Below are 26087 nucleotides of genomic sequence, written 5' to 3' on the forward strand. Positions count from 1 at the left end.
ACATTGTCTTTGCCTCTTTGACGCCTAGGGCCGGAACCGCGCACAGTTGACTCCGGGGCACGGTGCCCCAAGGTGCGGGAGACGCAATGGCAAGGATGGCGGGGCCACGGGCCACCGAATCACGTGGCGGGGCTGTGGCCTTCGGGGCGCTCGATCCACGCGCGCTTCTGGCCATGGGTCCGGCGCAGGGCGACCGGCCGGCCGCCTGGCGCGTGGCACTGGGTGTTGCCGTCCCCTCGCTGGCCCTGCTGGCAATCGGCCGGCCGGACCTGGTCATCTACGCGGTCTTTGGGGCTTTCGTCGGCATGTACGGCAGGAACGAGCCGCACCAGCTGCGGGTCATCCACCAGGGACAGGCCGCGGTGCTCCTCGTGGGCGGGACCGTGATCGGCATCGGTCTGGCAGCGGCGCACGTCGGTCCGTGGACGCTGGTGGCGCTCGAGGCGCTGGTTGCGGGCGTGGTCTCGATCATTGCCGACAAGTACAGGCTCAAGCCCGGCGGCCCCTTCTTCTGCATCTTCGCCCTGGGGGCCTGCGCCTCGGTTCCGCTCGCCGTGCCGTGGTGGTGCGCCACACTCATTTGCCTTGGTTCGGCACTGTTCGCCGTGCTGGTCGGGTTTGCCGGGTGGATGGGGTCGCGGAACTGGGTGCCCGGCGCCGTCCGACCGGTCGAACCGGTCATCTCGCCGGCGATCCTGGTCCACGCCCTGCGCTACGTCCTGGCCGTGGGCACCGCCGGGGCCGCGGGAATCCTGTCGGGCATCGGGCACCCCTACTGGGCGATGGCCGCCGGCGCGGTTCCGCTGGCCGCAGAGACCCTTGGGGCGCGCATCGTCCGCGGCATCCACCGCGTCGTGGGAACGCTGGCCGGGGTCGGGATGACCGCACTGATCCTGCTGCCGCAGCCTCCCATCATGCTCCTGGGGCTGGCGGTGGTCGTGCTGCAGTTCCCCTCCGAGTTGTTCATGGCCCGCCACTACGGGCTGGCGCTGGTCTTCTTCACGCCGCTGATCCTGGTGATGACGTATCTGGCCTCCCCGACCGATCCCGGCGTCCTCATGGCCGACCGGGCCGTGGAGACGATGGTCGGGGCCGCGGCCGGGGTGCTGGTTGCCCTGTGCATCCGCGAGCCGCGGGCGCTGCGCGGCAGCTGAGGCCGATGGCTCGGGGGAGGCGCCAGGCGCAACATTGGCAATGGCGTCCATTCCCGAGCGGGAATGAACGCCATTGCCATGAACCTTTGCGGTTCCGGAGCTAGGAAATCTCGACCTTGACGTCTGCCTGGGTGATCGGCCAGCCGGTGACGACCTTGGGCCGCGGGGTCGCGTAGGTGCGCACCTTGGAGGTGCTCAGCCCCAGGCGCACCAGCGACTCGGCGATGGTCACCGCGGCGCGGACGCCGTCGACGATCGGCACTCCGGTCGCCTCGGCGACCTTGGCCTCAAGTTCCGCCATGCCGCCGCAGCCGAGCACGATGACCTCGGCCTTGTCGATCTCCACCGCCTGGCGCGACTGCTCCACGATGGCGGCCACGGCACGCTCGGGGTCGGACTCGAGCTCGAGCACGCCCAGCCCGCTGGCGCGGACCGAGGCGCAGCGGTCGGTGAGCCCGGCCAGCTTCAGCCGGTCCTCGATCAGCGGCACCGTGCGGTCCAGCGTGGTGACAACGGAGTACTTGTGGCCCAGGAACTGCGCGGTGGAGGCCGCGGCCTCGGTGATGTCCACGACCGGGACGTCGAGCAGTTCCTGCAGGCCCTCGCGGCCGTGTTCGCCGTAGCCGGCCTGGATGACCGCGTCGTACGGTTCGGTGTAGTTCACGACCTTGTCCATCACGGCGATCGCCGCGAGGTAGCTCTCAAAGTTTCCCTCGCAGGAATCCGCTCCGAAGTTGGGCGTGAGCTCGATGATTTCGGTGCCCGGGGAGGCCGCCGAGCGGGCCGAGTCGCCGATCGAGCGGGTCATGGACGCGGTGGTGTTGACGTTGAGGACCAGTATGCGCATGGGGGGAATGCTCCTGTGTAGCGGTGGATCTGACGTGGGGGCAGCTGCCCTAGTGGGTGGGGGCGACGGCGATGTGCTCGCCGCTGACATCCTCGTGTACCTGGCCGCGCTTGGCAATGGCCAGGTAGACGACGGCACCGAGGCCGGAGCCGATGAACCAGGCGAAGGCCGAGACGGCATGCAGCGCCGGGTTGAAGGCCAGGACCAGGGCCGCGACGGCCGAGACGCCCAGGGCGATGATGGCGCGGAAGTTCACGCCGCGGGTGAAGTGGTACGTGCCCTCGGGATTGGCCCGGTACAGGTCCGGGATGTTGATCCTGGAACGGCGCAGGATCCAGTAGTCGGCCATGATGATGCCGAACAGCGGGCCGAGCAGGGCGCCCAGGCCGCCGAGGAAGTAGGTGATGACCGCGGGGGAGTTGTAGAGGTTCCACGGCAGGATCAGCAGTCCGATGACACCGGAGATGATGCCGGCGCGGCGGAAGTTCAGGTGCTTCGGGAAAAGGTTCGTCAGCGCGTAGATCGGGGCGACGAAGTTGGCCATCAGGTTCACGGCGATGGTCAGGATCAGCAGTGCGGCAGAGGCCGCCAGCAACAGGAAGGTGTTCGGGATGGCTTCGACGACGTCCGAGGGGCTGTCGATGACGGTGCCGTCGATCTTGAACTGCGCACCGGTCAGGACCACGACGATCAGGCCGAAAAGGAGCATGTTCAGCGGGATGCCGAAGAAGTTGCCGCGCACGATCGAGCCCTTGGACTTGGCGCTGCGGGTGAAGTCGCAGAAGTTCAGCACGAAGGTGGCGTAGATGGAGACCCACAGGGCGCCGCCGCCGAGGATCCCGATCCACATGTCGGCACCGGTCTTGGTGTCGCCGGTGGACCAGGCGATCGAGCCGCCTGCCTGGGTGAACATCCACACGGCCAGTGCGCCCATGGTGACAAGGATGACCGGGCCGGCGAAGGCCTCGTACTTGCGGATCATTTCCATGCCGTAGCTGACGATGACCAACTGCAGTGCCCACAGGGACACGAAGCAGATCCATCCGAGGGTGGACAGCCCCAGGAAGAGGTTGTCGTTCAGGGCCGACGCCCCGGGGGCCACGGCGAGGACCATGACCACCAGGACCACGGAGGCCAGGTAGGTCTGGATACCGAACCAGGCGATGGCGACGCCGCCACGGAGCAGCGCCGGAATCTGTGCCCCGCGGATGCCGAAGGCAATGCGGCTCATGACCGGGAACGGTACGCCGGTCTTCTCACCCATGAACCCGGAGAAGTTCAGCAGACCGAAGAGCAGCAGTGCACCGAAGCCCAGGGCCACCAGGATCTGCCAGCCACCCAGGCCGAGGGCGAAGAGCCCGATCGCAAACGCATAGTTGCCAAGCGAGTGGACGTCGTTGGCCCACAGCGTGAAGATGCTGTAGCTGGACCAGGTCCGGCCGGCCTTCGTGGTGGGAGCGAGGTCGCTGTTGTAGAGCGTGGCGCTAAGCCCGTGGGGGTTCAGCTCGTGCAGTTCTGTCGACGGCACGCTTGGTACGGACGACGCTGTGCGCACATCTGGATGGGTCATGACTGGTCGTACCTTTCACCACAGGGGGTGTGACGGGAATTACTGCGTTGAACGATAATGGCACGGTTCCACGTAAAAGAAAAGAGTTTTCGCCTGGTGGAAACGTTCTGGAAATACCTGCGCTGGAAATATTGGGCACTCCCGCCCATGCCGGATGTTGAAAGCCATCGGCTGCGCGGCGGCTGGAAAGGGTTTTGGCGTGAGGCACTTCTTGACAGTGACTCAGGCCACTCGGTACAGTTCTCGTCAAGCAATAAACATATTTCACAATATGGAAGTTGGAACCATGAAGGAGTCGAAGATGGCCTACACCGTCAACTGTTCAATCCTGCTCACCGAGCTGCCCCTCCTGGAGCGTGCCGCTGCGGCGAAGGCCGCGGGCTTTGACAGCGTTGAATTCTGGTGGCCTTTTGCCACCGCGGTTCCCTCCGACTCCGAGGTCGATGCCTTCATCGCCTCGATCAAGGACGCGGGCGTCACGCTCGAGGGCCTGAACTTCTTTGCCGGCGACATGCCGGCCGGGGACCGCGGCCTGGTTTCCTGGGTCGGACGCGAATCCGAGTTCCTGGCCAACATCGATGTCGTCGCCGGCATCGGCGAAGCGACCGGCTGCAAGGGCTTCAACGCCCTGTACGGCAACCGCCAGCCGGGCATCGACGGCCAGGCGCAGGACAAGCTGGCCTTCGAGAACCTTCTCGCGGCCGCCAAGGGCGTCGAGCGCATCGGTGGAACGGTGTTGCTCGAACCGATCTCCGGTTCCGAGGCCTACCCGCTGAAGACCTCGGCCGACGCGTTCTTCGTCCTGGACAAGGTCCACGCCGCCGGCGCCTCCAACGTGAAGCTGCTGGCCGACTTCTACCACCTGGCAGTCAACGGCGATGACGTCGGCGCACTGATCGAGGGCCACGCCCACGAATTCGGCCACATCCAGATCGCCGACGATCCGGGACGCGGCGCACCGGGCACCGGCACCCTCCCGCTGGGCGAATGGGTCACCCGTTCCCGCGACCTCGGCTACGCCGGCGGCGTCGCCCTGGAATACAAGGCCGCCCACGCGGAGGCCTTCACCTGGCTCATCCGCCAGTCCGCCTAGTCCGCACCCCATACCCTTCCGGGCCGCCAGCGCCCAAGCCACCAGCACACAAGTTTTCAGGAGCACGGCATGTCGAACACGCAAAAAATCGCATTCATCGGCCTGGGCATCATGGGCCTGCCCATGGCCATCAACCTGGCCAAGGCAGGCTTCGAGGTCACCGGCTACAACCGCAGCCCGGAAAAGACCGCGGACCTGGTGGCCGCCGGCGGCCAGGGCGCGGGCTCCATCCCGGAGGCCGTGGCCGGCGCCGACGTCGTCATCACCATGGTCCCGGATTCCGCGGACGTCGAAGCAGTGGTCACCGGCGAGGCCGGCGTCTTCGCGCACGCCAAGGCCGGCGCCCTGTGGATCGACAACTCCTCCATCCGTCCCGACGTCGCCGCCCGCCTGGCCGAAGAGGCCCGCGCCGCCGGCATCCGCCCGCTCGACGCCCCGGTCTCCGGCGGCGAGGCCGGCGCCATCGGCGGCGTCCTGTCCATCATGGTCGGCGGCGAGCCGGAAGACTTCGCCGCCGCCGAGGCCGTCTTCAACGCCGTGGGCAAGACCATCGTGCTGGTCGGCCCGGCCGGATCCGGCCAGACCGTCAAGGCGGCCAACCAGCTGATCGTGGCCGCCAACATCCAGGCCCTCTCCGAGGCCGTGGTCTTCCTCGAGGCCTACGGAGTGGACACCGACGCCGCCCTGAAGGTCCTCGGCGGCGGACTTGCCGGCTCCAAGGTCCTTGACCAGAAGGGCCAGAAGATCCTTGACCGGTCCTTCGAACCCGGCTTCCGCCTGGCCCTGCACCACAAGGACATGGGCATCGTGACCTCCGCTGCCCGCGAGGCAGGGGTCGTGCTTCCGCTCGGTGCACTCGTCGCCCAGCTCGTGGCCTCCACCGTGGCCAGCGGCGACGGCGCCCTGGACCACTCCGGACTCTTCCGCGGCGTACAACGCCTCAGCGGTTCCGCAGACGTGCCGGCCGAACCAGTGGCCGCCAACTAGCCCCTCGCACCGACGGCGCCGGATCGCTTCCCATGCGGGAAACGCGCCGCCCACACCACCCGGACCGCCGCGCAGCATCCGCCGCGCGCACAGGGGTCCAACCAAACTTCACACCCTTCCTGCCGCCGGGCCCTGCCGGTGACCGGGATTGATCCAAGGAGCAGTACAACATGGCAACAATGCGCGTCGTTGATGCAATTGTCTTGATTTTGGAAAAGGAAGGCGCCACCGAGGCCTTCGGCCTGCCGGGAGCGGCAATCAACCCGCTGTACTCGGCCATGCAGCGCCGCGGCACCATCCGCCACACTTTGGCCCGCCACGTCGAGGGTGCAAGCCACATGGCCGACGGCTACTCGCGTGCCACCGGCAAGATCGGGTTGTGCTTGGGCACCTCGGGCCCGGCCGGCACCGACATGATCACCGGCCTGTACGCGGCGATCGCAGATAGCATCCCGATGCTCTGCATCACCGGACAGGCACCGACCGACAAGCTGCACAAGGAAGACTTCCAGGCCGTGGACATCGAGTCCATCGCCAAGCCGGTCACCAAGTTCGCGGCCACCGTCCTGGAGCCGGGACTGGTCCCGGGCTACTTCGCCAAGGCGTTCCAGATCATGCGCTCGGCACGCCCCGGCCCGGTCCTGCTGGATTTGCCGATCAACGTGCAGATGGCAACGATCGAATTCGACATCGACGCCTACGAGCCGCTGGTCCCGGACAAGCCGGCGGCCACCCGCGGCCAGGCCGAGAAGGTCCTGGACCTGCTGGTCGCCGCCAAGCACCCGATGATCATTGCCGGCGGCGGGGTCATCAACGCCAACGCCTCGGACAAGCTCGTCGAGCTGGCCGAACTGCTGAACATCCCGGTCTCCCCGACCCTGATGGGCTGGGGCGTCATCCCGGATGACCACCGCCTGCAGTCGGGCATGGTCGGCATCCAGACCCACACCCGCTACGGCAACGCCTCCTTCCTGGCCTCCGACTTCGTGCTGGGCCTGGGCAACCGCTGGGCCAACCGCCACACCGGCGGCCTGGACACCTACCGCAAGGGCCGCAAGTTCGTCCACATCGACATCGAGGGCACCCAGATCGGCCGGGTCTTCTCCCCGGATCTGGGGATCATCTCGGACGCCGGCGCGGCGATCGACCAGCTGCTGGCCGCCGCCCGCGCCCGCAAGGCCGCCGGCACCCTGCCGGACTACTCGGTGTGGGCCGACGAGTGCACCGCCCGCAAGGGCACGCTGCACCGCAAGACCAACTTCGACAACGTGCCGATCAAGCCGCAGCGCGTGTACCAGGAAATGAATGCCGCCTTCGGCAAGGACACCACCTACGTGTCCACCATCGGCCTGTCCCAGATCGCCGGCGCGCAGATGCTGCACGTCTACGGCCCGCGCCAGTGGATCAACGCCGGCCAGGCCGGCCCGCTGGGCTGGACCGGACCCGCGGCACTGGGCGTGGTGCGCGGCAAGCCGAACTCCACCGTCGTCGCCCTCTCCGGCGACTACGACTTCCAGTTCATGATCGAGGAGCTGGCCGTCGGAGCGCAGTTCAAGCTGCCGTACATCCACGTGGTCGTCAACAACTCCTACCTGGGCCTGATCCGCCAGTCCCAGCGCCCCTTCGAGATGGATTACCACGTCTCGCTGGGCTTCGAGAACATCAACTCCCCGGAGACCAACGGCTACGGCGTTGACCACGTCAAGGTCGCCGAGGGCCTGGGCTGCAAGGCCGTGCGCGTCGAGGACCCCTCCAAGCTGGCCGAGGGCTTCGCCGAGGCCGGACGACTGGCCGCCGAGTTCCAGGTGCCCGTCGTCGTGGAGGTCATCCTGGAGCGTGTGACAAACATTGCCATGGGTGCTGAACTGGATGCAGTGAACGAGTTCGAGGACCTGGCCGACGCGGCAGCGGACGCGCCGACGGCATTGACTCCGTTGGCGGCCTTCGAAGGCGCCCACGCCGGCGTATCCGCCTAGGCAAGCAGACAAAGGGAAGAAGCAGGCAATGCTGATCGTTGTGGCACCGGACAAGTTCAAGGGAACTCTCACGGGCGCGGAAGTTGCCGCCTCGATCAGTGCCGGGGTGCGCCAGGCGCTGCCGCAGGCGCGCACTCTCACGGTGCCCGTCGCGGACGGCGGCGAGGGAACCCTCGCCGCCGCCCTGGAATGCGGCTTCGTGCAGCACCACGCGCAGGTCGCCGGTCCCACCGGGGAACCGGTCCGTGCGGCCTTCGGGCTGAAGGGACACACCGCCATCGTGGAGATGGCCGAGGCCTCGGGCCTCGACCGCCTGGCGGGCGGGGTGAAGGATGCGATGGGCGCCAGCAGCCTGGGCACCGGCCAGCTGATCGCCGCGGCGCTGGACGCCGGGGCCACCGAGATCATCCTGGGGGTCGGCGGCAGTGCCTGCACGGACGGCGGTGCCGGCATGCTCCAGGGGCTCGGCGCGAGGCTGCTCGATGCCGCGGGCCACGAGGTGGCCCGCGGCGGCGGACCACTGGGAACCCTGCACCGGGTCGAGTTGTCCGGGCTCGATCCGCGGATCGCCGCCACCACCTTCACGCTGGCGGCCGACGTGGAAAACCCGCTGACCGGGTCCAACGGCGCGGCCTTCGTCTTCGGCCCGCAAAAGGGGGCAAGCGACGCCCAGGTCATCGAGCTGGACGCGGCCCTGGGCCGCTTCGCGCGGGCGCTGGGTGCCGAACTCGGCGGGCAGCGCATCGCCGGCATCGCGGCGTCCCCGGGCGCCGGGGCGGCCGGCGGCGTGGGCTTCGCCGCGCTGGCGGTGCTGGGTGCCACCCGGCGCCGCGGCATCGACGTGGTGCTGGAACTGACCGGCCTGGAGGCCGCGCTGGAGGGCGCGGCCGCCGTGTTCACCGGCGAGGGCAGCCTGGACACCCAGTCGCTGGAGGGCAAAACGCCGGTGGGCGTGGCCCAGCTGGCCGCCGCCCACGGCATTCCCGTCTACGCCATTTGTGGACGCAACCAACTTTCCACCGAGCAGGCAACATCCGCGGGCTTCACCGCGGTACGATCGCTGCTCGAGCTGGAACCAGATGTTGCCCGTTGCATGAGTGAGGGTGGATCACTTGTGCAACGGGCGGCAACCCTCTTGGCCCGGGATTTCCTGGCCGCCAACGCGGCCAACGCCTAGGGCCGGGCTATTCTTTCCCCAATCACCATTTTCCAACGCACAAGATGTAAGGATGCGATCATGGGCAACACCGAGCTCACCGAGTCAGGCACGCCGTCACCGGAAGCAAACACAGGCACCGACTTCGATCTGGTGATCCGCGGCGAGCAGATCGTCACCGGCGCCGGCACCGTCGCCCGCGAAATCGGGGTCCGCGACGGCAAGATCGTCGCCATCGAGCCCCTGGGCAACAACCTCGCCGGCGCCACGGTCATCGAGCTGTCCGCCGAGCAGGTCCTGATCCCGGGACTGGTCGACACCCACGTGCACATCAACGAGCCCGGCCGCACCGAGTGGGAGGGCTTCGAGTCCGCCACCAAGGCCGCCGCCGCCGGAGGCGTGACCACCGTGGTGGACATGCCGCTGAACTCCATCCCGCCGACCGTCAACGTCGCGGCGCTGGAACTCAAGCAGGCCGCCGCACGGCCCAAGGCCTTCGTCGACGTGGGATTCTGGGGCGGTGCCATCCCGGGCAACAAGACCGACCTGCGGGAGCTGCACGACGCCGGGGTCTTCGGCTTCAAGTGCTTCCTGCTCCACTCGGGCGTCGAGGAATTCCCGTATCTCGAGCCGGACGAGATGGAAGAGGACATGACCGAGATCGTGTCCTTCAACTCGATGATGCTCATCCACGCCGAGGATTCGCGGGCCATCGACCGCGCCCCGAACGCCGAGGGCGACCACTACGACCGCTTCCTGGCCTCCCGGCCGCGCGGCGCCGAGAACGTCGCGGTGGCCGAGGTCATCGAGCGCGCCCGCTGGACCGGGGCCCGCGCCCACATCCTGCACCTGTCCTCCTCCGACGCCCTGCCGATGATCGAATCGGCCAAGCGCGACGGCGTGAAGCTGACCGTGGAGACCTGCCCGCACTACCTCACGCTGCTGGCCGAGGAAATCCCGAACGGAGCCACCGCGTTCAAGTGCTGCCCGCCGATCCGCGAGGCCTCCAACCGCGAACTGCTCTGGAAGGGCCTCGAGGACGGGATCATCGACTGCATCGTCTCGGACCACTCGCCCTCCACCATCGACCTGAAGGACGTCGAGAACGGCGACTTCGGCGTGGCCTGGGGCGGGGTTGCCTCGCTGCAGTTGGGTCTGGCACTGATCTGGACCGAGGCCAAGCGCCGCGGCATCAAGCTCGAGACCGTGCTGAACTGGATGTCCAAGCGCCCGGCGGAAATCGCCGGCCTGCACCACAAGGGTGCCATCGCGCTGGGCAACGACGCCGACTTCGCGTTCTTCGGGCCGGAGGACAGCTTTGTGGTCGACGTGGACAAGCTGCACCACAAGAACCCGATTTCCCCGTACCAGGGCAAGGTCCTGGCCGGCAAGGTCAGCCGAACCTTCGTGCGCGGCGTCGAGGTCGACTTCAAGACCCCGCACGGCAAGCTGATCCGCCGCGGCGAGGTCTAAACACCCGCCGCCACACCCTTCCGGGCCGCCCCGGCTTCCCCAGGTTTTCCAGCGCTCTCCTTGGTCAGTGAACATGCTGGAGGAACACGGTGGTGCCGAGGCGGCCCGGTCTTTTAACCCTCGACCGGCTTGTCGGTCGCTTAGTCCAAGTGTTTTACTATATGCTTGCATGGCGCGGGCTTGTCCCGGGCATCGCACCACAACGAGGTGGTGCGCGACAATCTTGATCCCGCCGAAGGCGGGCTGCGGGCAGGAAGGGACGGCTATGAGCTGGAAGCGGGCGAACTTCCTGGGGATGGGGCTCTCCGCGATGCTGACGGCTCTCATCCTGGCCGTCCTGGTCTCCAACGGCGCCGGGGGACTGCACGAGTTCCGCCTGGTCAACACGCTGCTTCTGGTGGTGTTCAGCTTCGTGGTGCTCGCCGCGGTGTTCAGCGCGCTGGGGGCAAGGTTCCTTGGATTTTCCTCCTGCCGCAACTGCATGCTTGCCGTGGGACTGGCCTGGGCGCTCTCGGTCCCCTTGTCCGCCTGGATCAACATGGGCGGGGCCACGGCCGAGGCCTTCGAGGTGTTCCCCGGCGACTGGGTCTGGGCACTGCTGCCCGCGCTGCTCTACGCCGGATCCATCGCCGGACTGCAACTGGCCAACCGGCGCCGTGAAGCGCTGGGAACCTCGGCCTGACCCGCTCTCGCTACATGGAACCGGTGTCTGCCCGGGTCTCCGGCACCCGGGACCAGCTCCTCCTGGCCTTCCCCGGCGTCCAGTAGGTGGAGGTCGTGATCCGGCGCTGGTCCAGGTCCCAGTGGGAAAGCAGGCGACGGATCTCCTGCATGGCGGAACGCTCTCCCAACGCCAGGATCTCCACCTGGCCGTGGGCGGCCGGCAGCTCGCGCAGGGCATTGGCCAGCATGGTGCTGGTGGCAGAGGGTTCGCCCGAGCGGTGGACCCAATGCAGTGCCATGCCCGCGGGCCGGTCGATCTCGAACTCGTCCGCCGCGGAATCGACCTCCAGGATCACCTGGCCCACGGCGTTGCGCGGCAACATTTCCAGGGCCGCGGCGATGGCCGGGATGGCGGACTCATCCCCGACATACAGGTGCTGCTCCGCACCGGCATCCGGGCGGAACTTGCCCTTGGACTTCGAAAGCACCAGCAGGTCGCCCGGCTTGGCCCCGGCCGCCCAGGAGCCGCCGACGCCGTCGGTCCCGTGGACGAAGAAGTCGATTGCCAGTTCACGGGCCACCGGATCATGGCTGCGGATCGTGTATGAGCGGGAGACCGGCAGGTCCTCGCGGGCCAGGCGACCGCGCAGCGAACGCATCTCATAGGGCGGGACCAGTCCCAGGGCGGGGTTGGCGAAAAGCAGCTTGACGTGCTGGTCGGCCGCGCCGTTGGACTCGAAGTCGGCAAAACCCTCGCCCCCGGCAACGATGCGCACCATGCTTTGGCTCAGCCATTTCACGCGCAGCACCTCGAGCACGATCTGCGAACCACGCACCCGGGTGCGGACCGGCACCGCGGTATCGGCCGGGGCCGGGCCGGCAACCGCAACCGCTGGCTCCTGCCCGGTGCCCGGTGGCCGAGGCGGCAGCGGAGGCAGTGCACGGTGCCGTGCCTTGCGCAGCGCCTTGGTGGCCGCGGCGTAGGCGGCCCTGCCTCCGGCCTTCTCGGCGTCGCGCAACGTCGCGTCACGCAACGCCTTGGAGAGCTTGATGCCGCCGTGCCGTGCCGCGCGCTTCAGCTTCTTCTTGGCGGTCTTCCGCCCGGCCCGCCGGCCTGCCTCAACGGCGGCCTCGAAGACCAGGGCGTGTTCGCGGGCCAGCGCCGGGGGCATCTCGCCGGGATCCACCGGGTGCTTGGGGTGCTTGTGGTGCGACATCTCGAGGGCTCCTCTCGGCCGTACGTGGCGTGCGGGCGTCTTCCGTATCCTCGAGTCTGGCCCGAGTGGCGCCCGGTTACAAGCGGACCGGTCCCATGGCGCGGCCTCTGGTGACCGACCAGCCCCGCTACCGGCCCTGGTTCATCCGCCCGAGCACCAGCGCAAGGGCCGGCCAGGCGCTGCGCCCGGCGCGGGTCCGGGCGAAAGCCCGCAGCCGCAGGTCCGGGTTGCGCAGCGGCAGGATGGCGATCCCTTCCTTCCGCGGGCGGTTTTCCGGGAGCAGCCCCACGCCGAGCCCGGCCAGGATCAGGTCCTCGACCAGGTCCAGGCTGTCGGCCTGGTGGCGCATGGCCGGGGCGAACCCGGCCATCGAGGACAGGAGCCGCAGGACGGTCTCGTCGGCCAGGTTGCGCGAGTTCCCGATCCAGTCCCGGTCGCGGAAGGCGGAAAACATCGCCGCCGCATCGGGCGCATCCGTGAATCCCGCGAAGCGCTCCGCATCACCGCTGGGCACGCCCAGGCCCCAGGGCGTGCTCCACAATTCCAGCGTTTCCACCCCGGGACCGACCGAATCCGGTGCCAGGTTGTAGTCGTAGGTCAGGGCCAGGTCGATGTCGTCGACGGCCAGCAGCTTCAGCGCCTCGGCCGGCTCGTGCTCGAACACCACGATCCCCACCGCGGGGTGGTCGGCGGCCAACTCCTTGATGATGGGCATCAGCGTGGTGCGGATCGCGGTCGCGAACCCCGCCACCCGCAGCGTGCCCGAGGGCTCCGCGGCGGGATCCAGGTCCAGCTTCGCCGCATCGATGGCGCCGAGGATGGTGTGCGCGTGCTCGGCCAGCCGTCGTCCGGCCGGGGTGAGCCGGACCCCGCGCCCGTCGGGTTCCAGCAATCGGGTTCCGGTTTCCCTCGAGAGTTGCGCGATCTGCTGGGAGACGGTCGAGGTGGTGGTCCCCAGCACGTCTGCGACGGCCCGCATCGAGCCCATGCGGGCAAGCTCGTAGAGGTATTGCAGGCGCCGGGTATCCATAAACACCATTGTGCAGGAATCCTGGACGATATGTTGATGATTCTCGCGTGGACGTGGATGACTTGCCTCGGCTCTACTGGATCAATGACTTCAACACGCGCATCCACCGGCAAGAGCGCCGGCGTCGGCTCCATGATGGCGTTTGCCGCGATGGGTTGCGTCCAGCTGGGCCTGGCGGCGTCGATCGGCCTGGCAGGAACCCTGGGCTCCGAGGGTGTCGCCTGGCTGCGCCTGGCTTGGGCCGCGGTGATCCTGGTGGCCATCACCCGGCCCTGGAGGATGAAAGTCACCCGCGCCACGCTGGGGATCTGTGCGCTGCTGGGCCTGGCCACCGCCGGCATGACGCTGGGCTTCATGAAGGCGGTGGAAACCATCGACCTGGGCACCGCGAGCGCGCTGGAATTCATGGGTCCGCTGGCCGTGGCCATCATCCAGGGCCGCGGCGCCGGGCGCTGGTGGGCGCTGGTCGCCGCCGCCGGCGTGCTTGGGCTGACCGAGCCCTGGCACGGTGCCGCGGATTCCGCCGGCGTGCTTTTTGCACTCGGCGGCGCGGTCTGCTGGGCCGTCTATGTCCTGCTCACCCAGCGCGCCGGGGACGCGATAGACGGCATCGGCGCACTGGCCATTTCCATGCCCGTTGCGGCGGTGGCCGCAACGTTGGTGGTGGGCCCGGAGGTGATCGGGCGCATGGACGTGCAGGTGCTGGCCATAGGATTCGCGCTCGCGCTGCTGCTGCCGGTGATCCCATTCAGCCTCGAACTGCTGGCGCTGCGACGGCTGACCACCGCGGCGTTCGGCACGTTGATGTGCCTGGAGCCGGCCATCGCGATGATCGTCGGGCTCCTGATCCTGCACCAGGTCCCGCGCCCGGCCGCGATTCTTGGCATCGTGCTGGTCATCGTCGCGGGGATCGGGGCCACGCGCACCGGCCGTCGCGACCCGGCGAAGGTCGCGCCCACCTCGCAGGATGCGGCCCCGAAAGCTACGGAAACAGCGCAGTCCGCCAGATAGCCAGCTGCCCGCCTAGTCTGCCGGGCCTGAACCGTGGAGCGCCGCGGTGAGCAGCCCCGTCAGGTTTTCGGCGGTGACGGTTCGGGGGTTGTTGGCCGGGATGGCCGGAAGAATGAGGGAAACCGCCTCGGGGATGTTTTCTGCCGTGAATCCGTAGTCCTTCAACGCGCGCGGCGCGCCCAGTTGTTCCCGCAGCGCGTTCAGGCCGCCGACGGCCGTATCCGATCCAAGTGCGGAAGCAATGCGGGCCTCGGCCCCGGGTGCCGCGGGCGCGTTGAAGGCCAGCACGTAGGGCAGCACCGTGGCATGGGTTTGGGCGTGGGGCATGTTCCAGGTCCCGCCGAGCACGTGGCAGATCTTGTGGTGCATCCCGGAACCGGCCGAGGCGAAGGCGACCGCGGACAGGTAGGCGCCGTAGAGCGCCTGTTCGCGTCCCTCGATCCCCGCTGGATCCGCGACAATTCCCGGCAGTCCGGTGGCGAGGGCGCGGATGCCCTCGGTGGCCAGTGCCGCATTGATCGGGTCGGCGCGCGGCCCCCACATTGAGTCGATGCAGTGGGCCATGGCGTTCAGGCCGGAGGCCACCGAGAGGCCGACCGGCAAAGACGTGCTCAGCGCGGCATCGTAGATAACGGTGGCAGGCAGCACCCGGGCATCGACACCCGTGGTCTTGCGCCCCGCCTCGGTCAGGCCCCAGACATTGGTGGCCTCGGATCCGGCATAGGTGGTTGGGACGGCGACGATGGGCAGCGCGGTGTCCAGGGCGATGGCCTTGGCCAGGCCGACGGCCGACCCGCCGCCGAGGCACACCAGCAGATCGATGCCGTTCTCCCGTGCGGCGGTGCGGGCCCTCTGCGCGCTGGCGATCGGCACGTGCTGGACGACGTCGGAATAGCGCAGGACCACGGGGAGCTGCCGGGTCAATTCGTCAACGGTGCCGGAATCGCGCCGCCCGGCGATCACCATCACCCGGGTGGCACCGAACCTGGCCACCGCCGCCGCAAGGTGCTCGGCCGCCTTGCCGGTGCCGAAGAGCACCCGTTGGGGCAGGGTGTCGTGGCTGAAGATCATTCCCATATAGGCAGTCCTTGGATCGTGGTCCCGTGCGGGGGACCGGAGACGTTGCCTGAAACGCTACCGGATACGCAAGTGGTCCCTGTCGGCGGAACAAATAGTTCCGCAGGCAGGGACCACCTGTAGACCCCGGGGTTCTAGAGCGGGGAGTTGTTCAGCCGCGCCAGCAGGTCGGTGAAGCGGCGGACCTCGCCCGGTTCCCACTCCGCGAGCCGGTCGTGGAGCACCCGGCGGGCGCTGGCCAGGTTCGCGTCGAACCGTGCCCGGGCCTCAACGGTCATGGAGACCAGCAGGGCCCGCCCGTCGCTGGGATCCATGCTCCGTTCGACCAGGCCCAGGCGATCGAGCTGCTTGATGGTCCGGCTCATCATGGCCTTGTCCACCTCCATCTCCTCGGCCAGGCACCCCTGCTGCCGGGGTCCCGAGCGGGAGAGGATCGTGAGCACCTTGAACCCCATCGGGGGCAGCTCAGGGTCGATGGCCGCGGCCCGGGCCCGAATGCTGTTCCGGGCGTTGACGAACATGGTCGCGAATTGCTTCTCGACCTCGTCGATCAGCGGCGCCATGACGGCGTCATCGGCCCTGGCGGGTTCCGCGACGGCGAAGGGGTCGGCCACGGCGTCCATCTCAGCGGCGCGCCGAGGTGTTCTCGCCGTCCAGGCGCGGGGTCGCCGCGATGGCAGCCTCGCTGACCTCGACCAGGTTTGCCTCGGCAGCCTCGAGCTCCGTGTGCTGCGCGGCGGCCGCGTCGGTCGCCTCGCGCTGGTGGCGGGTTTGGGTGCCCAGCTCCAGGTTGGGCATGAAGGCCACCGCGAGGATGGTCAGGATGCTCAGCGGGGCCGCGACCATGAAGACGTAGGCCACGGCGTCGCCGTAGGAGGACTCGATGATGCTTCTGACCGAGTCCGGCAGGGAATGCACGGCCGGGATGCTCCCGGAGGCCAGGGCCGCTGCCAGGTCCTTGCCCTTGTCCCCGAGTGCGGCAATTGCGGCGCCCAGCTCGGCGCTCTTGGCGCCCAACAGGTCCGCGACCTTCGTGGCCATCAGCGCACCGAGCACCGAAACGCCGATGGTGCCGCCCAGCGAGCGGAAGAACGCGATGCCCGAGGAGGCCACGCCGATCTCCGCCGGGGTGACGGCGTTCTGCACGATCAGCACCAGGTTCTGCATGACCATGCCCAGGCCGGCGCCGAGGACGAACATGTAGGTGGAGACCAGCACGAAGTTGGTGTCGTAGTGGATGGTTCCCAGCAGGTAGAGCCCGGCCAGCTGCAGCACCGAGCCGGTGACCATGATGGCCTTCCACTTGCCGTGCTTGGAGATCAGGGCTCCGGCGATCGTGGAGATGACCAGCAGCCCGGCCATCATCGGGATGGTCATGAGCCCGGACTGGGTGGCGTTCGCGCCGCGGGCCAGCTGCATGTACTGGGCGAGGAAGACCGAGGTGCCGAACATCGACACGCCCACGGAGATCGAGGCGACGACCGAGAGGGTGAAGGTGTTGTTCTTGAACATGGTCAGCGGGATGATCGGCTCGGCGGCCTTGAACTCCACGATCACGAACGCGGCCAGCGCGGCAACGGCGCCGCCGACCATCCATGCGGTCGTGGCCGAGGCCCACTCGAAGTTCTTGCCGGCCATCGAAACCCAGATCAGCAGCGCCGAGACGCCGGCCGAGAGCAGCACGATGCCCGCGTAGTCGATGGACACCTTGCGCTTGGCCACCGCGGGCAGGCGAAGGGTCTTTTGGATCAGGATGATTGCGATGGCCGCGAAGGGCAGGGCGATGAAGAAGTTCCAGCGCCAGTTGATGGCGTCGGTGATGAATCCGCCGATCAGCGGCCCGCCCACGGTGCCCAGCGCCATGACGGCGCCGAAGAGGCCCATGTACTTGCCGCGCTCGCGCGGGGAGATGATGTCGGCCATGACGATCTGGGTCAGCGCGGTCAGTCCGCCGGCACCCAGGCCCTGGAAGACGCGCATGGTGATGAGCATCGAGGTGTCCTGCGAGAACCCGGCGATGGCCGAGGCGATCACGAAGATCAGCAGCGAGAGCTGCAGCAGCAGCTTGCGGTTGTACAGGTCGGCCAGCTTGCCCCAGATCGGGGTGGAGATGGTGGTGGCCAGCAGGGTCGCGGTGACGACCCAGGTGTAGGAGGTCTGGTCTCCGGCCAGGTCGGAGATGATGACCGGGAGCGAGGTGGAGACGACGGTGCCGGCGAGGATCGAGACGAACATGCCCATGAGCAGGCCGGTCAGTGATTGCATCACCTCGCGGTGGGTCATGCCCGATTCGGACAATTCCGGTGCCGCCTTCGTGGTGGTGGGTGTCTGGGACAAAAGGGGACTCCAAAACAAGGGGGGAAGATGGTTGATTGATATCAACTATATTGAAATGGTTGTCTTGATGCAACTATTTTCCCTGTGGGGCGGAGCACCCGGCGTCGCCGCTGCCCTGCGCTCCCGGGGCGCCCGTCGGCGATTTGGGGCCGACCGCCACCTGATTCCTGCCGGGGACTGGCGCGCAGCCCCGACCTCGCGTGCGGCGGGCCCTGACCTGACGGTTTGATGGGTAGCAAGGTGGCGCTCCGGCGCGCTCCGGCGCCGAAACTCCCACGCGCTTCCCGGCCGCCGCGGCATCGCCACGGCGCGTCTTGACAGCGTTTTGTGAGACGTGACATAGTCGGAGCATGAACCTGTCAGACAGCCGGGCAGCCGGACCGCAGCCGATCGTGAGAGTCAGCGCGGCCGAGGCCGTATTCTCCTCCATCCGCGACGCCATCGAGTCCGGCGAACTCCCGGTCGGCAGCAAGTTGAGCGCAGAATCGGTGCTCGCCGCCCAATACGCGGTCAGCCGCTCGGTCATCCGCGAGGCCCTGCGCTCCTGCGCGGCACTCGGGCTCACCCAGACCCAAACCGGCAAGGGCACCTTCGTCATTGCCCCGCGCGCCGGGGGCGACCTGGTGCTCGGGGCCTTCTCCGCGCGCAGCCTCATGGAGGCACGCCCGCACATCGAGATCCCCGCGGCGCAATTCGCCGCCACCCGCGCCACCGCCGACCAGCTTCTCCAGCTGCGCGGCATCATCGAGGCCATGGAAGACGAGGACGACCCGGAAATGTGGGTCACGCTCGATGCCAGCTTCCATGCCACGATCGCCGCAGCCAGCGGCAACGGCGTCTTCGCCCGCGTGGTCAACGACATCCGCGACGCGATGGTCAACCAGTCCGAGACCATCAACCTCATCACCGGCCGCCAGCACCCCTCGCACGCCGAACACCGGGAGATCCTCGCAGCCATCGAAGCCGGCGACGGACCCGCGGCCGGGAAGGCCATGGCCGCACACCTGTCCGCCGTCGACGAAGCCCTGACCCTGATCCTTGGAGCGGACAAACCGTGAACCTCGCCAATTTCCCCGCCCATGCCCCGCTCGCCGTGCAAACCCGCGGCCAGCTGGTCGAAAGCGTCCACTACGGCTCCCTGGCGGCCCTGGATCCACACGGCACCACCGTGCTCACCCGCGGGGAACCCGGAGCCCGGATCTACCAGCGCTCGGCACTGAAGCCGCTCTTCGCCGTGGCCATGGTGCGCGCCGGGCTCGAGCTGCCCGCCGGGCAACTCGCCCTGGCCGCCGCCAGCCACTCCGGCTCCGCCGACCACCAGGACCTCGCCGCCAAGATCCTCGCCGAGGCCGGGCTGGAGCCTGCGGCGCTGCGCAACTCCACCGACCTGCCCTACGGGACCGCCGAACGCCACGCGTGGATCCACGCCGGAAACGGCCCCACCCAGCTGGCCCAGAACTGCTCGGGCAAGCACGCCGCGATGCTGGCCACCTGCGTGCTCAACGGCTGGGACACCGAAACCTACCTGCACCACGACCACCCGCTTCCCACCCTCATCCGGGCGGTCGTCGCCGAACTCACCGGCGAGGACGTGACCATCACCAGCACCGACGGGTGCGGCACCGAGGTCTTCGCACTCTCCCTGACCGGCATGGCCCGGGCCTTCGCCAGGCTGGTCACCGCCGCCGGGGGCACCGCCGAACGCCGGGTCGCCGACGCCATGCGCGCGCACCCGCTGATGGTTGCCGGGACCGGCCGCGATGTCACGGCGCTCATGGAGGCCGTGCCCGGGCTGCTGGCCAAGGACGGGTTCGAGGGAATCCAGCTCATCGCCCTGCCCGACGGCTCCGCGGTGGCACTGAAGATCGCCGACGGGTCGGACCGGGCGCGCATGCCCGCCGCCGTCCCCGCCTTGCTGGCCCTTGGCGCGGCGCCCGGGCCGCTGGAACCCTTCAACAACCTCCCCGTGCTCGGCGGCGGGCACCCGGTCGGCACCCTGTCCGGACTGCCCTCCAGCTAGCACCGCTCCCGGGGCCGCAACCGGGCCCCACCCACAACGCACTACCGCGCGCTGCCTTGCCGTGCCCAAAAACGGCCCTTCCAACGCAGCGCGCCATCCATCGCCCACGCACCGCCCAAGCACAGGAGATCCTCCCGCCATGAACGAATCCACCGCCACCTTGCAGGCCACGGCCGCCCGGTCTGTCCGCAGCGAACACGATTTGATCGGCGACCGGGACATTCCCGCGGACGTCTATTGGGGCGTGCACTCGCTGCGCGCCGTGGAAAACTTCCCGATCACCGGCCAGCCGCTGTCCACCAACACCAACCTGGTGGTGGCACTGGCCATGGTCAAGCAGGCAGCCGCCCGGACCAACCTGGAACTGGGCCTGCTCGACGCGCCCCGCGCCGAGGCCATCATCGCCGCCTGTGCCGAAATCATCGCCGGCAAGCTGCACGACCAGTTCGTCGTCGACGTGATCCAGGGCGGCGCCGGGACCTCCTCGAATATGAACGCCAACGAGGTGATCGCCAACCGCGCGCTGGAAATCATGGGCCATGCCAAGGGCGAATATCGGTACCTGCACCCCAACGACCACGTGAACCTCAGCCAGTCCACCAACGACGTCTACCCCACCGCGGTGCGCGTGGCCACGATCTTCGCCGCGACCTCGCTGGTCGGTGCGATGGAGCACCTCGGCGCGGCCTTCGCCGCCAAGGCCGTGGAGTTCCGCACCGTGGTCAAGATGGGCCGCACGCAGCTGCAGGACGCGGTCCCGATGACGCTGGGCCAGGAGTTCAACTCCTACGCCGTGACGCTGGGCGAGGACCGCTTGCGGCTGGCCGAGGCCACCTTGCTGGTCCACGAGATCAACCTCGGCGCCACCGCCATCGGCACCGGGCTCAACGCCCCGGCCGGCTACTCGGCCCTGGCCTGCACCCACCTGGCGGAAATCTCCGGGCTGAAGCTGGAAACCGCGTTCGATTTGATCGAGGCCACGGCCGATGTCGGCGCCTTCGTGCACCTCTCCGGGGTGCTCAAGCGCGTGGCCGTCAAGCTCTCCAAGGTTTGCAACGACTTGCGCCTGCTCTCCTCCGGCCCCCGTGCCGGGCTGGGCGAGATCGACCTGCCCGCCGTGCAGTCCGGCTCCTCGATCATGCCCGGCAAGGTCAACCCGGTGATCCCGGAGGTCGTGAACCAGGTGGCCTACGAGGTCATCGGCAACGACGTGACCATCACGATGGCCGCCGAATCCGGGCAGCTGCAGCTCAACGCATTCGAGCCGATCATCGTGCACAGCCTGACCAAGTCGATGCGCCACCTGGAGGCCGCGTGCACCACGCTGGCCGACAAGTGCATCGTGGGCATCACCGCGCACGAGGACAAGCTGCGGGCGCAGGTGGAAAACTCCATCGGCCTGGTCACCGCGTTGACCACGCAGCTGGGCTACGCAGCCTCAACCAGGATCGCCATGGAGGCACTGTCCACCGGACGCGGCGTGGCCGAGCTGGTCCTGGAACACGGACTGCTCTCCGCTTCCGAACTGCGCGAACTCTTGCGCCCCGAGCGCCTGGCCAATCTCAGCGAATAACCCGCCGACTGCCCGGACCCGGGCGCACCCCCGGGCTGGCAAGGCCCCGCCGCGGCACACACCCCCCGTCGCGACACACCCCCCCTCGTCGCGGTCTTCACCATCCGTTCCACCCATCACGCACCGCACATTCAAGCAAGCCCCCCGTACTTCCGACTCCCCGAGAGGTCCCCGCGCATGAATCGTGAAAACCCCACACCCGGCCCCGCGCCGCGCTCCGGAAACACCCTGGCCGACGGCCGGCCGAAGTCGGCACTTACCGCCGAAGACGCAGGCATGCACAAGGGACTCAAATCCCGGCAGATCCAGATGATCGCGATCGGCGGGGCCATCGGCACCGGCCTGTTCATGGGCGCCGGGGGCCGGCTCGCCGGCGCCGGACCGGCATTGATGTTCAGCTATGCGGTCTGCGGGTTCTTCGCCTTCCTGATCCTGCGCGCGCTGGGCGAACTGGTCGTCCACCGCCCCTCCTCGGGCTCCTTCGTCTCCTACGCCCGCGAGTTCTTTGGTGAGAAGGCGGCGTTCGTCACCGGCTGGCTGTACTGGCTCAACTGGGCCATGACCGCGATCGTGGACATCACCGCGATCGCGCTGTACATGAACTTCTTCGCCAAGTACGTGCCGTGGATCGGCGCGGTTCCGCAGTGGACCTGGGCCTTGGCGGCGCTGCTGCTGGTGCTGGGGCTGAATCTGGTCTCGGTGAAGGTCTTCGGCGAGCTGGAGTTCTGGTTCGCGCTGATCAAGGTCGTCGCGCTGGTGGCGTTCCTGGCGGTGGGCATCTGGTTTGTCATCTTCGGGTCCCCGGTTCCCGGGCACGAGGTCGGCTTCTCCCTGATCGCCGACAACGGCGGGTTCTTCCCCAACGGCCTGCTGCCGGTCGTCGTGGTGATGCAGGGCGTGGTATTCGCCTACGCCTCGATCGAGCTGATCGGCACCGCCGCGGGTGAAACGGAAAACCCCGAGAAGGTCATGCCCAAGGCCATCAACACCGTGATCATCCGTATCGCCGTGTTCTACGTCGGCTCCCTGGTGCTGCTCTCGCTGCTGCTGCCCTACAGTGCCTACAAGGCCGGCGAATCGCCGTTCGTGACGTTCTTCGGGTCCATCGGCGTCGCCGGCATGGACTCGATCATGAACCTGGTGGTGCTCACCGCGGCGATGTCCTCGTTGAATGCGGGGCTGTATTCCACCGGGCGCATCCTGCGTTCGATGGCGCTGGCCGGATCCGCGCCGCGCTTCGCCGCGAGGCTGAACAAGCAGGGTGTGCCCTATGGCGGCATCGCGCTGACCGCCGCGGTGGCCGGCCTGGGCGTGGTGCTCAACGCGATTGTTCCGGCACAGGCGTTCGAGATCGTGCTGAACATGGCGGCGCTGGGCATCATCGCCTCCTGGGGAATGATCGTGCTGTGCCAGTTGGCGCTGTTCCGCCTGTCCCGGCGCGGGGAAATGGCCCGGCCGGCCTTCCGCATGATCGGGGCGCCCTATACCGGGTACCTGACCCTGGCCTTCCTGGCCGCGGTCATCGTGCTGATGGCCTTCGACTCGCCGGTGGGCACCTGGACCGTGGCCTCGATCATCGTCATCATCCCTGCCCTGATGATCGGCTGGTACGCCTCCCGCGGGCGCATTGCCGACATCGCCGCGGCACGCGCGGCCGCCGACGAGCGCTACGAATTGGCACTCACCGGCGCCGGCCCCGAGGCCTAGCCGCCGCGGCGGCTGGCCGCCGAACCACGCAACCGCACCCCCGCAAACACTGTTTGCGGGGGTGCGGTCGTATCCGCGAATGGGCCTGCGGATTCAATCAACCCTGTGGCCCGGGCCCAAGCCCATGGCCGATCGGTTTCGCGTGGGTGGTAGTCCGGATGAAGGTACGGTTCCTGCGACGGAGTCCGTTCCTCCGGGTTCCGAAGCGGCCCGGCTCCTGCACCAGGGGGAGTGCAGGAACCGGGCCGCAGCGTTCGGGGCCGGTCGGCGCAAACGCCGGACCGTCCGGGGTGGGGGCAGGGATGGGAAGCGGGTCAGGTGTTGGCAGGGGATCCGTTGCCCGCTAGGTTTCTCGAATCAGGTTGCTGTCCTTGGTTTCCTTCATGAGTATGCCGGTCACAAGCGTTATGGCTGCAACGGTGATCAGGTAGTAGAGGAACCAATCGGCGTGGCCCTTCTGGGCCAGGGCGGCGTTGATATAGGGGGCTGTTCCACCGAAGATGGCCGTGGCCAGTGACAGCGGACCGGCGACTCCTGCCGCGCGAACCCTGGTCGGGAAGACCTCGGCCCAAATCGCGCCGTTGACGCCGAAGAGCAGGGCCATCACCGTCATGGCAGCCAGCAGGGCCGTCACCAGGCCGGCGAAGCTTCCGTCCACGAGGCGGTGGATCGGAATGGTCAGCAGGACGAACGCAATGCCGAAGGCGATGACCAGCGGCTTGCGGCCGATGCGGTCTCCGAGCCATCCCGCCAGCAGCACTGCTCCAAGGAAGTAGACCTGGGCGATGAGACTTGCCGTCAGCGCGCTGGAGGAATCCTGTCCGTGTTGAATCTGGGCGTAGGTGGGCATGAAGATCAGCCACGTGTAGAACATGATCGAACCGCCGGCAGACAGGCCGAAGACGACGAGAATTGCTTTCCAGTGGTGCGCCAGTCCCTGCTTGTGCGGCGCTGCGGAGGCCGGCCCCGTCGCGGGGTCGGTGCTCTTGGAGGCTTCCTCGAAGGCATCGGTTTCCGTCAACCGTCGGCGCAGATACAGCGCGTACAGACCCAACACGCCGCCGATGCCGAAGGCGACGCGCCAACCCCATTCACGGACGTCGGTCTCGGAGAGATTGGAGGTCAAAAGCAGTCCGGTGAGGGTGGCAAGGATGGTGCCGAGCACGACGCTGAACCAGGACGTGCTGCCAAAGAAGGCCCGGCGACCGCGCGGGGCGCGCTCTACCAGGTAGGTGACGGAGGTTCCCATCTCACCGCCATGTGCCAACCCCTGGATGAGGCGGGCGAGCAGCAGTACCACCGATGCGGCAATTCCGATTGACCCATAGGTGGGGGTGAAGGCGATGACGATGCTGCCCGAAGCAGTCAGCAGCATGGCGAGGGTCAGGCTCTTGCGCCTGCCTACGCGGTCTGCGTAGGCACCGAAGAGGAAGCCGCCCAACGGGCGGGTGATGAAGCCGACGGCAAAGACCGCCAGGGTGGCCAGGAGCGCAGATGCTGCATTTTCCGGCTTGAAGAACTGGACCGCGAAGTATGGGGCGAAGATGGAGTAGATGGTCCAGTCGTACCATTCGAGCGAGTTGCCGAAATTGACCGCAATCAGGTCCCGGATCCTCCTGCTGGAGGAGGCCGAGGCGCGTTGCTTTACTTGGGTCCCGCTGGCCTCGCTCATGCTGCTCGTCCTTCCAAGCCAAATTGGGCATCCTGGTCCGCGCCGGGAACACGCATCTCGAAGGTGTCTCGGACCACGGTGTAGTCAAAGTATCCCAAGCGGGCAATCGGCTCGATTTTCTTGATGTCCAGCCGCCCGTCGACGGTGATCACCTGGTCGTCGATGTGGATCATCTCGACCGTGGCGAAGACGATGTCGACCGTGCCGACTGCGGAGTTGCCCGGAACCCGGTGGGTGGAGTGGTATTTGCATTCGAACTTCACGGGGCTTTCCTTGACCATCGGCACGGGGAAGTTGTCCGCGTAGGTGCGCTCCAGTCCAAGGTGGTCGAACTCGCTTTCCCCGGGCTCCAGGGCCATCGCGCTCTTGTTCACGGCTTCACGCAGTGGGTAGGTTGCCATGTTCCACACGAACCATCCGGTGGTTTCGGCGTTGATGACGGTGTCCTTCCGCCGCCCGTCGGGGTATTGGTTGGCGGAGAACATGACCATTGGCGGATCGAAGGTGAGGTTCTGCCACTGGCTGTAGGGAGCGATGTTTTCCACGCCGTCCGTGCTCACGCTCGAGAGCCAGCCGATGGGTCGGGGCACGGTGCAGCTTTTGAACGGCGAGTACGGCAGTGGGCTTGCTTCGAGTGCGGGGCGGTACTTCAAGAGGTTCCTCCAAAGTGACGTGCTTCACGGTAACTTGGTCAGCCTATGCCATATACGCGGAATATATCAAGGGTATATTTCTGTTGATTGTGTAGCCTGAGAGGAGAAGGGAAGTGTTATGACCAAAGCCGATGACGCCTATGTGCTACTGGCCGAAATGATCGAAGTCGGGCGTTTGTCGCCGGGGGACTTCCACACGGAGAGCGGCCTGGTGGAGGAATTGGGGATCGGCCGAACCCCGCTGCGCGAGGCGGTCCAGCGCCTGGATCGCGATCGCCTGGTGCGCATCCGTCCGGGGCGGGGGATAGAGATCCCGACAAATTCCGTCGAGGACCAATTGCGCCGTCTCGAGGTGAGGCGGGCCGTGGAGCCGCTGGCGGTCGCCCTGGCCTGCGAGCGGGCCACCCCCGGCGAGCTGGCGGCCGTTGGGGTGCTGGCTGATGAGCTGGTCGAAATAAACGGGCTCGAGGCCTATGTCGCGGCGGTTCGCGATACCCACAGGCTTTTGTGCGAGGCCGCGCACAACGAGTACCTCTCCGACACCATGACGCCCTTGCAGGGGCTTTCGAGGAAATTCTGGCTGGCCCACGTTTTGGACCCCGAGGCGGAGGTTGGCGCCGGCAAGGAACTGCATCTGGCTCTGCTTCGGCACATGGTGGCCCGGGATGCCGAAGCGGCGGCGACGGCCTCGATTCGCCTGAACGACTACCTGGTTGAATTCGCGCTTGGCGTTGCGACGCGCAAAGCCCGCGTCGGCAGGCGGGCGGCCGCCGCATACTGAGCGGACCGGGATGAAGTCGACGGTCTTTCGAGCGTTGACGCCGAAGCGCAAGGGGAGTGCCGGCAAGCATGGGCTGCCGGCACTCCCCGT

Annotated in this window: 22 protein-coding genes; 13 read left to right on the forward strand and 9 right to left on the reverse strand. The window is 67.7% G+C overall.

The genetic code is table 11. From position 1 onward, the window contains the following. Positions 1–86 precede the first annotated feature (86 nt). Positions 87–1154 carry an FUSC family protein gene (locus tag J2T21_RS03490; RefSeq protein WP_307578539.1) on the forward strand — a complete coding sequence of 356 codons (1068 nt, stop codon included), beginning with the start codon at positions 87–89 and terminating at the stop codon, positions 1152–1154. Between the two features lie 100 nt (positions 1155–1254). On the opposite strand, the gene J2T21_RS03495 is transcribed toward J2T21_RS03490, so the two are convergent. Then, on the reverse strand, positions 1255–2001 hold the full coding sequence (locus tag J2T21_RS03495; RefSeq protein ID WP_307578541.1) for an aspartate/glutamate racemase family protein: 747 nt from the start codon (positions 1999–2001) through the stop codon (positions 1255–1257). A 49-nt stretch (positions 2002–2050) separates the two neighbouring features. Continuing rightward, positions 2051–3571, reverse strand: a complete 1521-nt coding sequence (locus tag J2T21_RS03500; protein ID WP_307578543.1) for an NCS1 family nucleobase:cation symporter-1 — start codon at positions 3569–3571, stop codon at positions 2051–2053. 301 nt (positions 3572–3872) lie between these two features. Between J2T21_RS03500 and J2T21_RS03505 the strand changes: the two genes are divergently transcribed. From J2T21_RS03505 to J2T21_RS03530, 6 genes are all read left to right on the forward strand, one after another. Next, the gene (locus tag J2T21_RS03505; RefSeq protein ID WP_307579531.1) at positions 3873–4664 is read left to right on the forward strand and encodes a hydroxypyruvate isomerase family protein; all 792 of its coding nucleotides are present in this window, start codon (positions 3873–3875) and stop codon (positions 4662–4664) included. 69 nt (positions 4665–4733) lie between these two features. Beyond that, complete coding sequence (locus J2T21_RS03510) at positions 4734–5651, forward strand: 2-hydroxy-3-oxopropionate reductase (protein ID WP_307578546.1); 918 nt, start codon at positions 4734–4736, stop codon at positions 5649–5651. 170 nt (positions 5652–5821) lie between these two features. Next, positions 5822–7627 (forward strand): glyoxylate carboligase, encoded by a 1806-nt coding sequence (gene gcl / locus J2T21_RS03515; protein ID WP_307578549.1) that lies wholly within the window; start codon positions 5822–5824, stop codon positions 7625–7627. A gap of 28 nt (positions 7628–7655) precedes the next feature. Further along, positions 7656–8804 carry a glycerate kinase gene (locus tag J2T21_RS03520; RefSeq protein WP_307578551.1) on the forward strand — a complete coding sequence of 383 codons (1149 nt, stop codon included), beginning with the start codon at positions 7656–7658 and terminating at the stop codon, positions 8802–8804. Positions 8805–8864: 60 nt separating this feature from the next. Further along, on the forward strand, positions 8865–10256 hold the full coding sequence (allB, locus tag J2T21_RS03525; RefSeq protein WP_307578553.1) for an allantoinase AllB: 1392 nt from the start codon (positions 8865–8867) through the stop codon (positions 10254–10256). 265 nt (positions 10257–10521) lie between these two features. Then, positions 10522–10938 (forward strand): hypothetical protein, encoded by a 417-nt coding sequence (locus J2T21_RS03530; RefSeq protein WP_307578555.1) that lies wholly within the window; start codon positions 10522–10524, stop codon positions 10936–10938. A gap of 10 nt (positions 10939–10948) precedes the next feature. Here the strand turns inward: J2T21_RS03530 and J2T21_RS03535 are convergent, their stop codons facing one another. Then, positions 10949–12136 carry a siderophore-interacting protein gene (locus J2T21_RS03535; RefSeq protein WP_307578557.1) on the reverse strand — a complete coding sequence of 396 codons (1188 nt, stop codon included), beginning with the start codon at positions 12134–12136 and terminating at the stop codon, positions 10949–10951. 127 nt (positions 12137–12263) lie between these two features. Next, positions 12264–13166 (reverse strand): LysR family transcriptional regulator, encoded by a 903-nt coding sequence (locus J2T21_RS03540; protein ID WP_307578559.1) that lies wholly within the window; start codon positions 13164–13166, stop codon positions 12264–12266. Positions 13167–13250: 84 nt separating this feature from the next. Between J2T21_RS03540 and J2T21_RS03545 the strand changes: the two genes are divergently transcribed. Further along, positions 13251–14177, forward strand: a complete 927-nt coding sequence (locus J2T21_RS03545; RefSeq protein ID WP_307578561.1) for an EamA family transporter — start codon at positions 13251–13253, stop codon at positions 14175–14177. Between the two features lie 12 nt (positions 14178–14189). Here J2T21_RS03545 and J2T21_RS03550 read toward each other — a convergent pair whose 3' ends face one another. From J2T21_RS03550 to J2T21_RS03560, 3 genes are all read right to left on the reverse strand, one after another. Then, positions 14190–15254: a maleylacetate reductase gene (locus tag J2T21_RS03550; RefSeq protein ID WP_307578563.1), complete on the reverse strand. Its 1065-nt coding sequence runs from the start codon at positions 15252–15254 to the stop codon at positions 14190–14192. A gap of 134 nt (positions 15255–15388) precedes the next feature. Next, positions 15389–15868: a MarR family winged helix-turn-helix transcriptional regulator gene (locus J2T21_RS03555; protein ID WP_307578565.1), complete on the reverse strand. Its 480-nt coding sequence runs from the start codon at positions 15866–15868 to the stop codon at positions 15389–15391. A gap of 10 nt (positions 15869–15878) precedes the next feature. After that, positions 15879–17537, reverse strand: coding sequence for an MDR family MFS transporter (locus J2T21_RS03560; RefSeq protein ID WP_307579533.1), 1659 nt, complete (start codon positions 17535–17537; stop codon positions 15879–15881). 404 nt (positions 17538–17941) lie between these two features. On the opposite strand from J2T21_RS03560, the gene J2T21_RS03565 reads away from it, so the two are divergent. The 4 genes from J2T21_RS03565 to J2T21_RS03580 all read left to right on the forward strand — a co-directional run bounded on the left by J2T21_RS03565 (position 17942) and on the right by J2T21_RS03580 (position 22891). Next, complete coding sequence (locus J2T21_RS03565; RefSeq protein WP_307578567.1) at positions 17942–18649, forward strand: FadR/GntR family transcriptional regulator; 708 nt, start codon at positions 17942–17944, stop codon at positions 18647–18649. Beyond that, a complete protein-coding gene (locus tag J2T21_RS03570; protein WP_307578569.1) occupies positions 18646–19611 on the forward strand; it encodes an asparaginase in 966 nt (321 codons plus the stop codon). Before J2T21_RS03565 ends, J2T21_RS03570 begins: the two co-directional genes overlap by 4 nt. A gap of 139 nt (positions 19612–19750) precedes the next feature. Continuing rightward, positions 19751–21184, forward strand: a complete 1434-nt coding sequence (locus J2T21_RS03575; RefSeq protein WP_307578571.1) for an aspartate ammonia-lyase — start codon at positions 19751–19753, stop codon at positions 21182–21184. Positions 21185–21361: 177 nt separating this feature from the next. Beyond that, positions 21362–22891 (forward strand): amino acid permease, encoded by a 1530-nt coding sequence (locus J2T21_RS03580; RefSeq protein ID WP_307578577.1) that lies wholly within the window; start codon positions 21362–21364, stop codon positions 22889–22891. Between the two features lie 343 nt (positions 22892–23234). Here J2T21_RS03580 and J2T21_RS03585 read toward each other — a convergent pair whose 3' ends face one another. Together J2T21_RS03585 and J2T21_RS03590 are read right to left on the reverse strand one after the other, a co-directional pair. Continuing rightward, a complete protein-coding gene (locus J2T21_RS03585) occupies positions 23235–24563 on the reverse strand; it encodes an MFS transporter (RefSeq protein WP_307578579.1) in 1329 nt (442 codons plus the stop codon). Continuing rightward, the gene (locus J2T21_RS03590; protein WP_307578584.1) at positions 24560–25216 is read right to left on the reverse strand and encodes a flavin reductase family protein; all 657 of its coding nucleotides are present in this window, start codon (positions 25214–25216) and stop codon (positions 24560–24562) included. Before J2T21_RS03590 ends, J2T21_RS03585 begins: the two co-directional genes overlap by 4 nt. 118 nt (positions 25217–25334) lie before the next feature. Here J2T21_RS03590 and J2T21_RS03595 point away from each other — a divergent pair, with 118 nt between their 5' ends. Beyond that, complete coding sequence (locus J2T21_RS03595; RefSeq protein ID WP_307578587.1) at positions 25335–25997, forward strand: GntR family transcriptional regulator; 663 nt, start codon at positions 25335–25337, stop codon at positions 25995–25997. Positions 25998–26087: the final 90 nt, after the last annotated feature.

Origin of the sequence: Paeniglutamicibacter psychrophenolicus (genome assembly GCF_030812255.1) — a bacterium.
GTDB classification, from domain to species: domain Bacteria; phylum Actinomycetota; class Actinomycetes; order Actinomycetales; family Micrococcaceae; genus Paeniglutamicibacter; species Paeniglutamicibacter psychrophenolicus_A.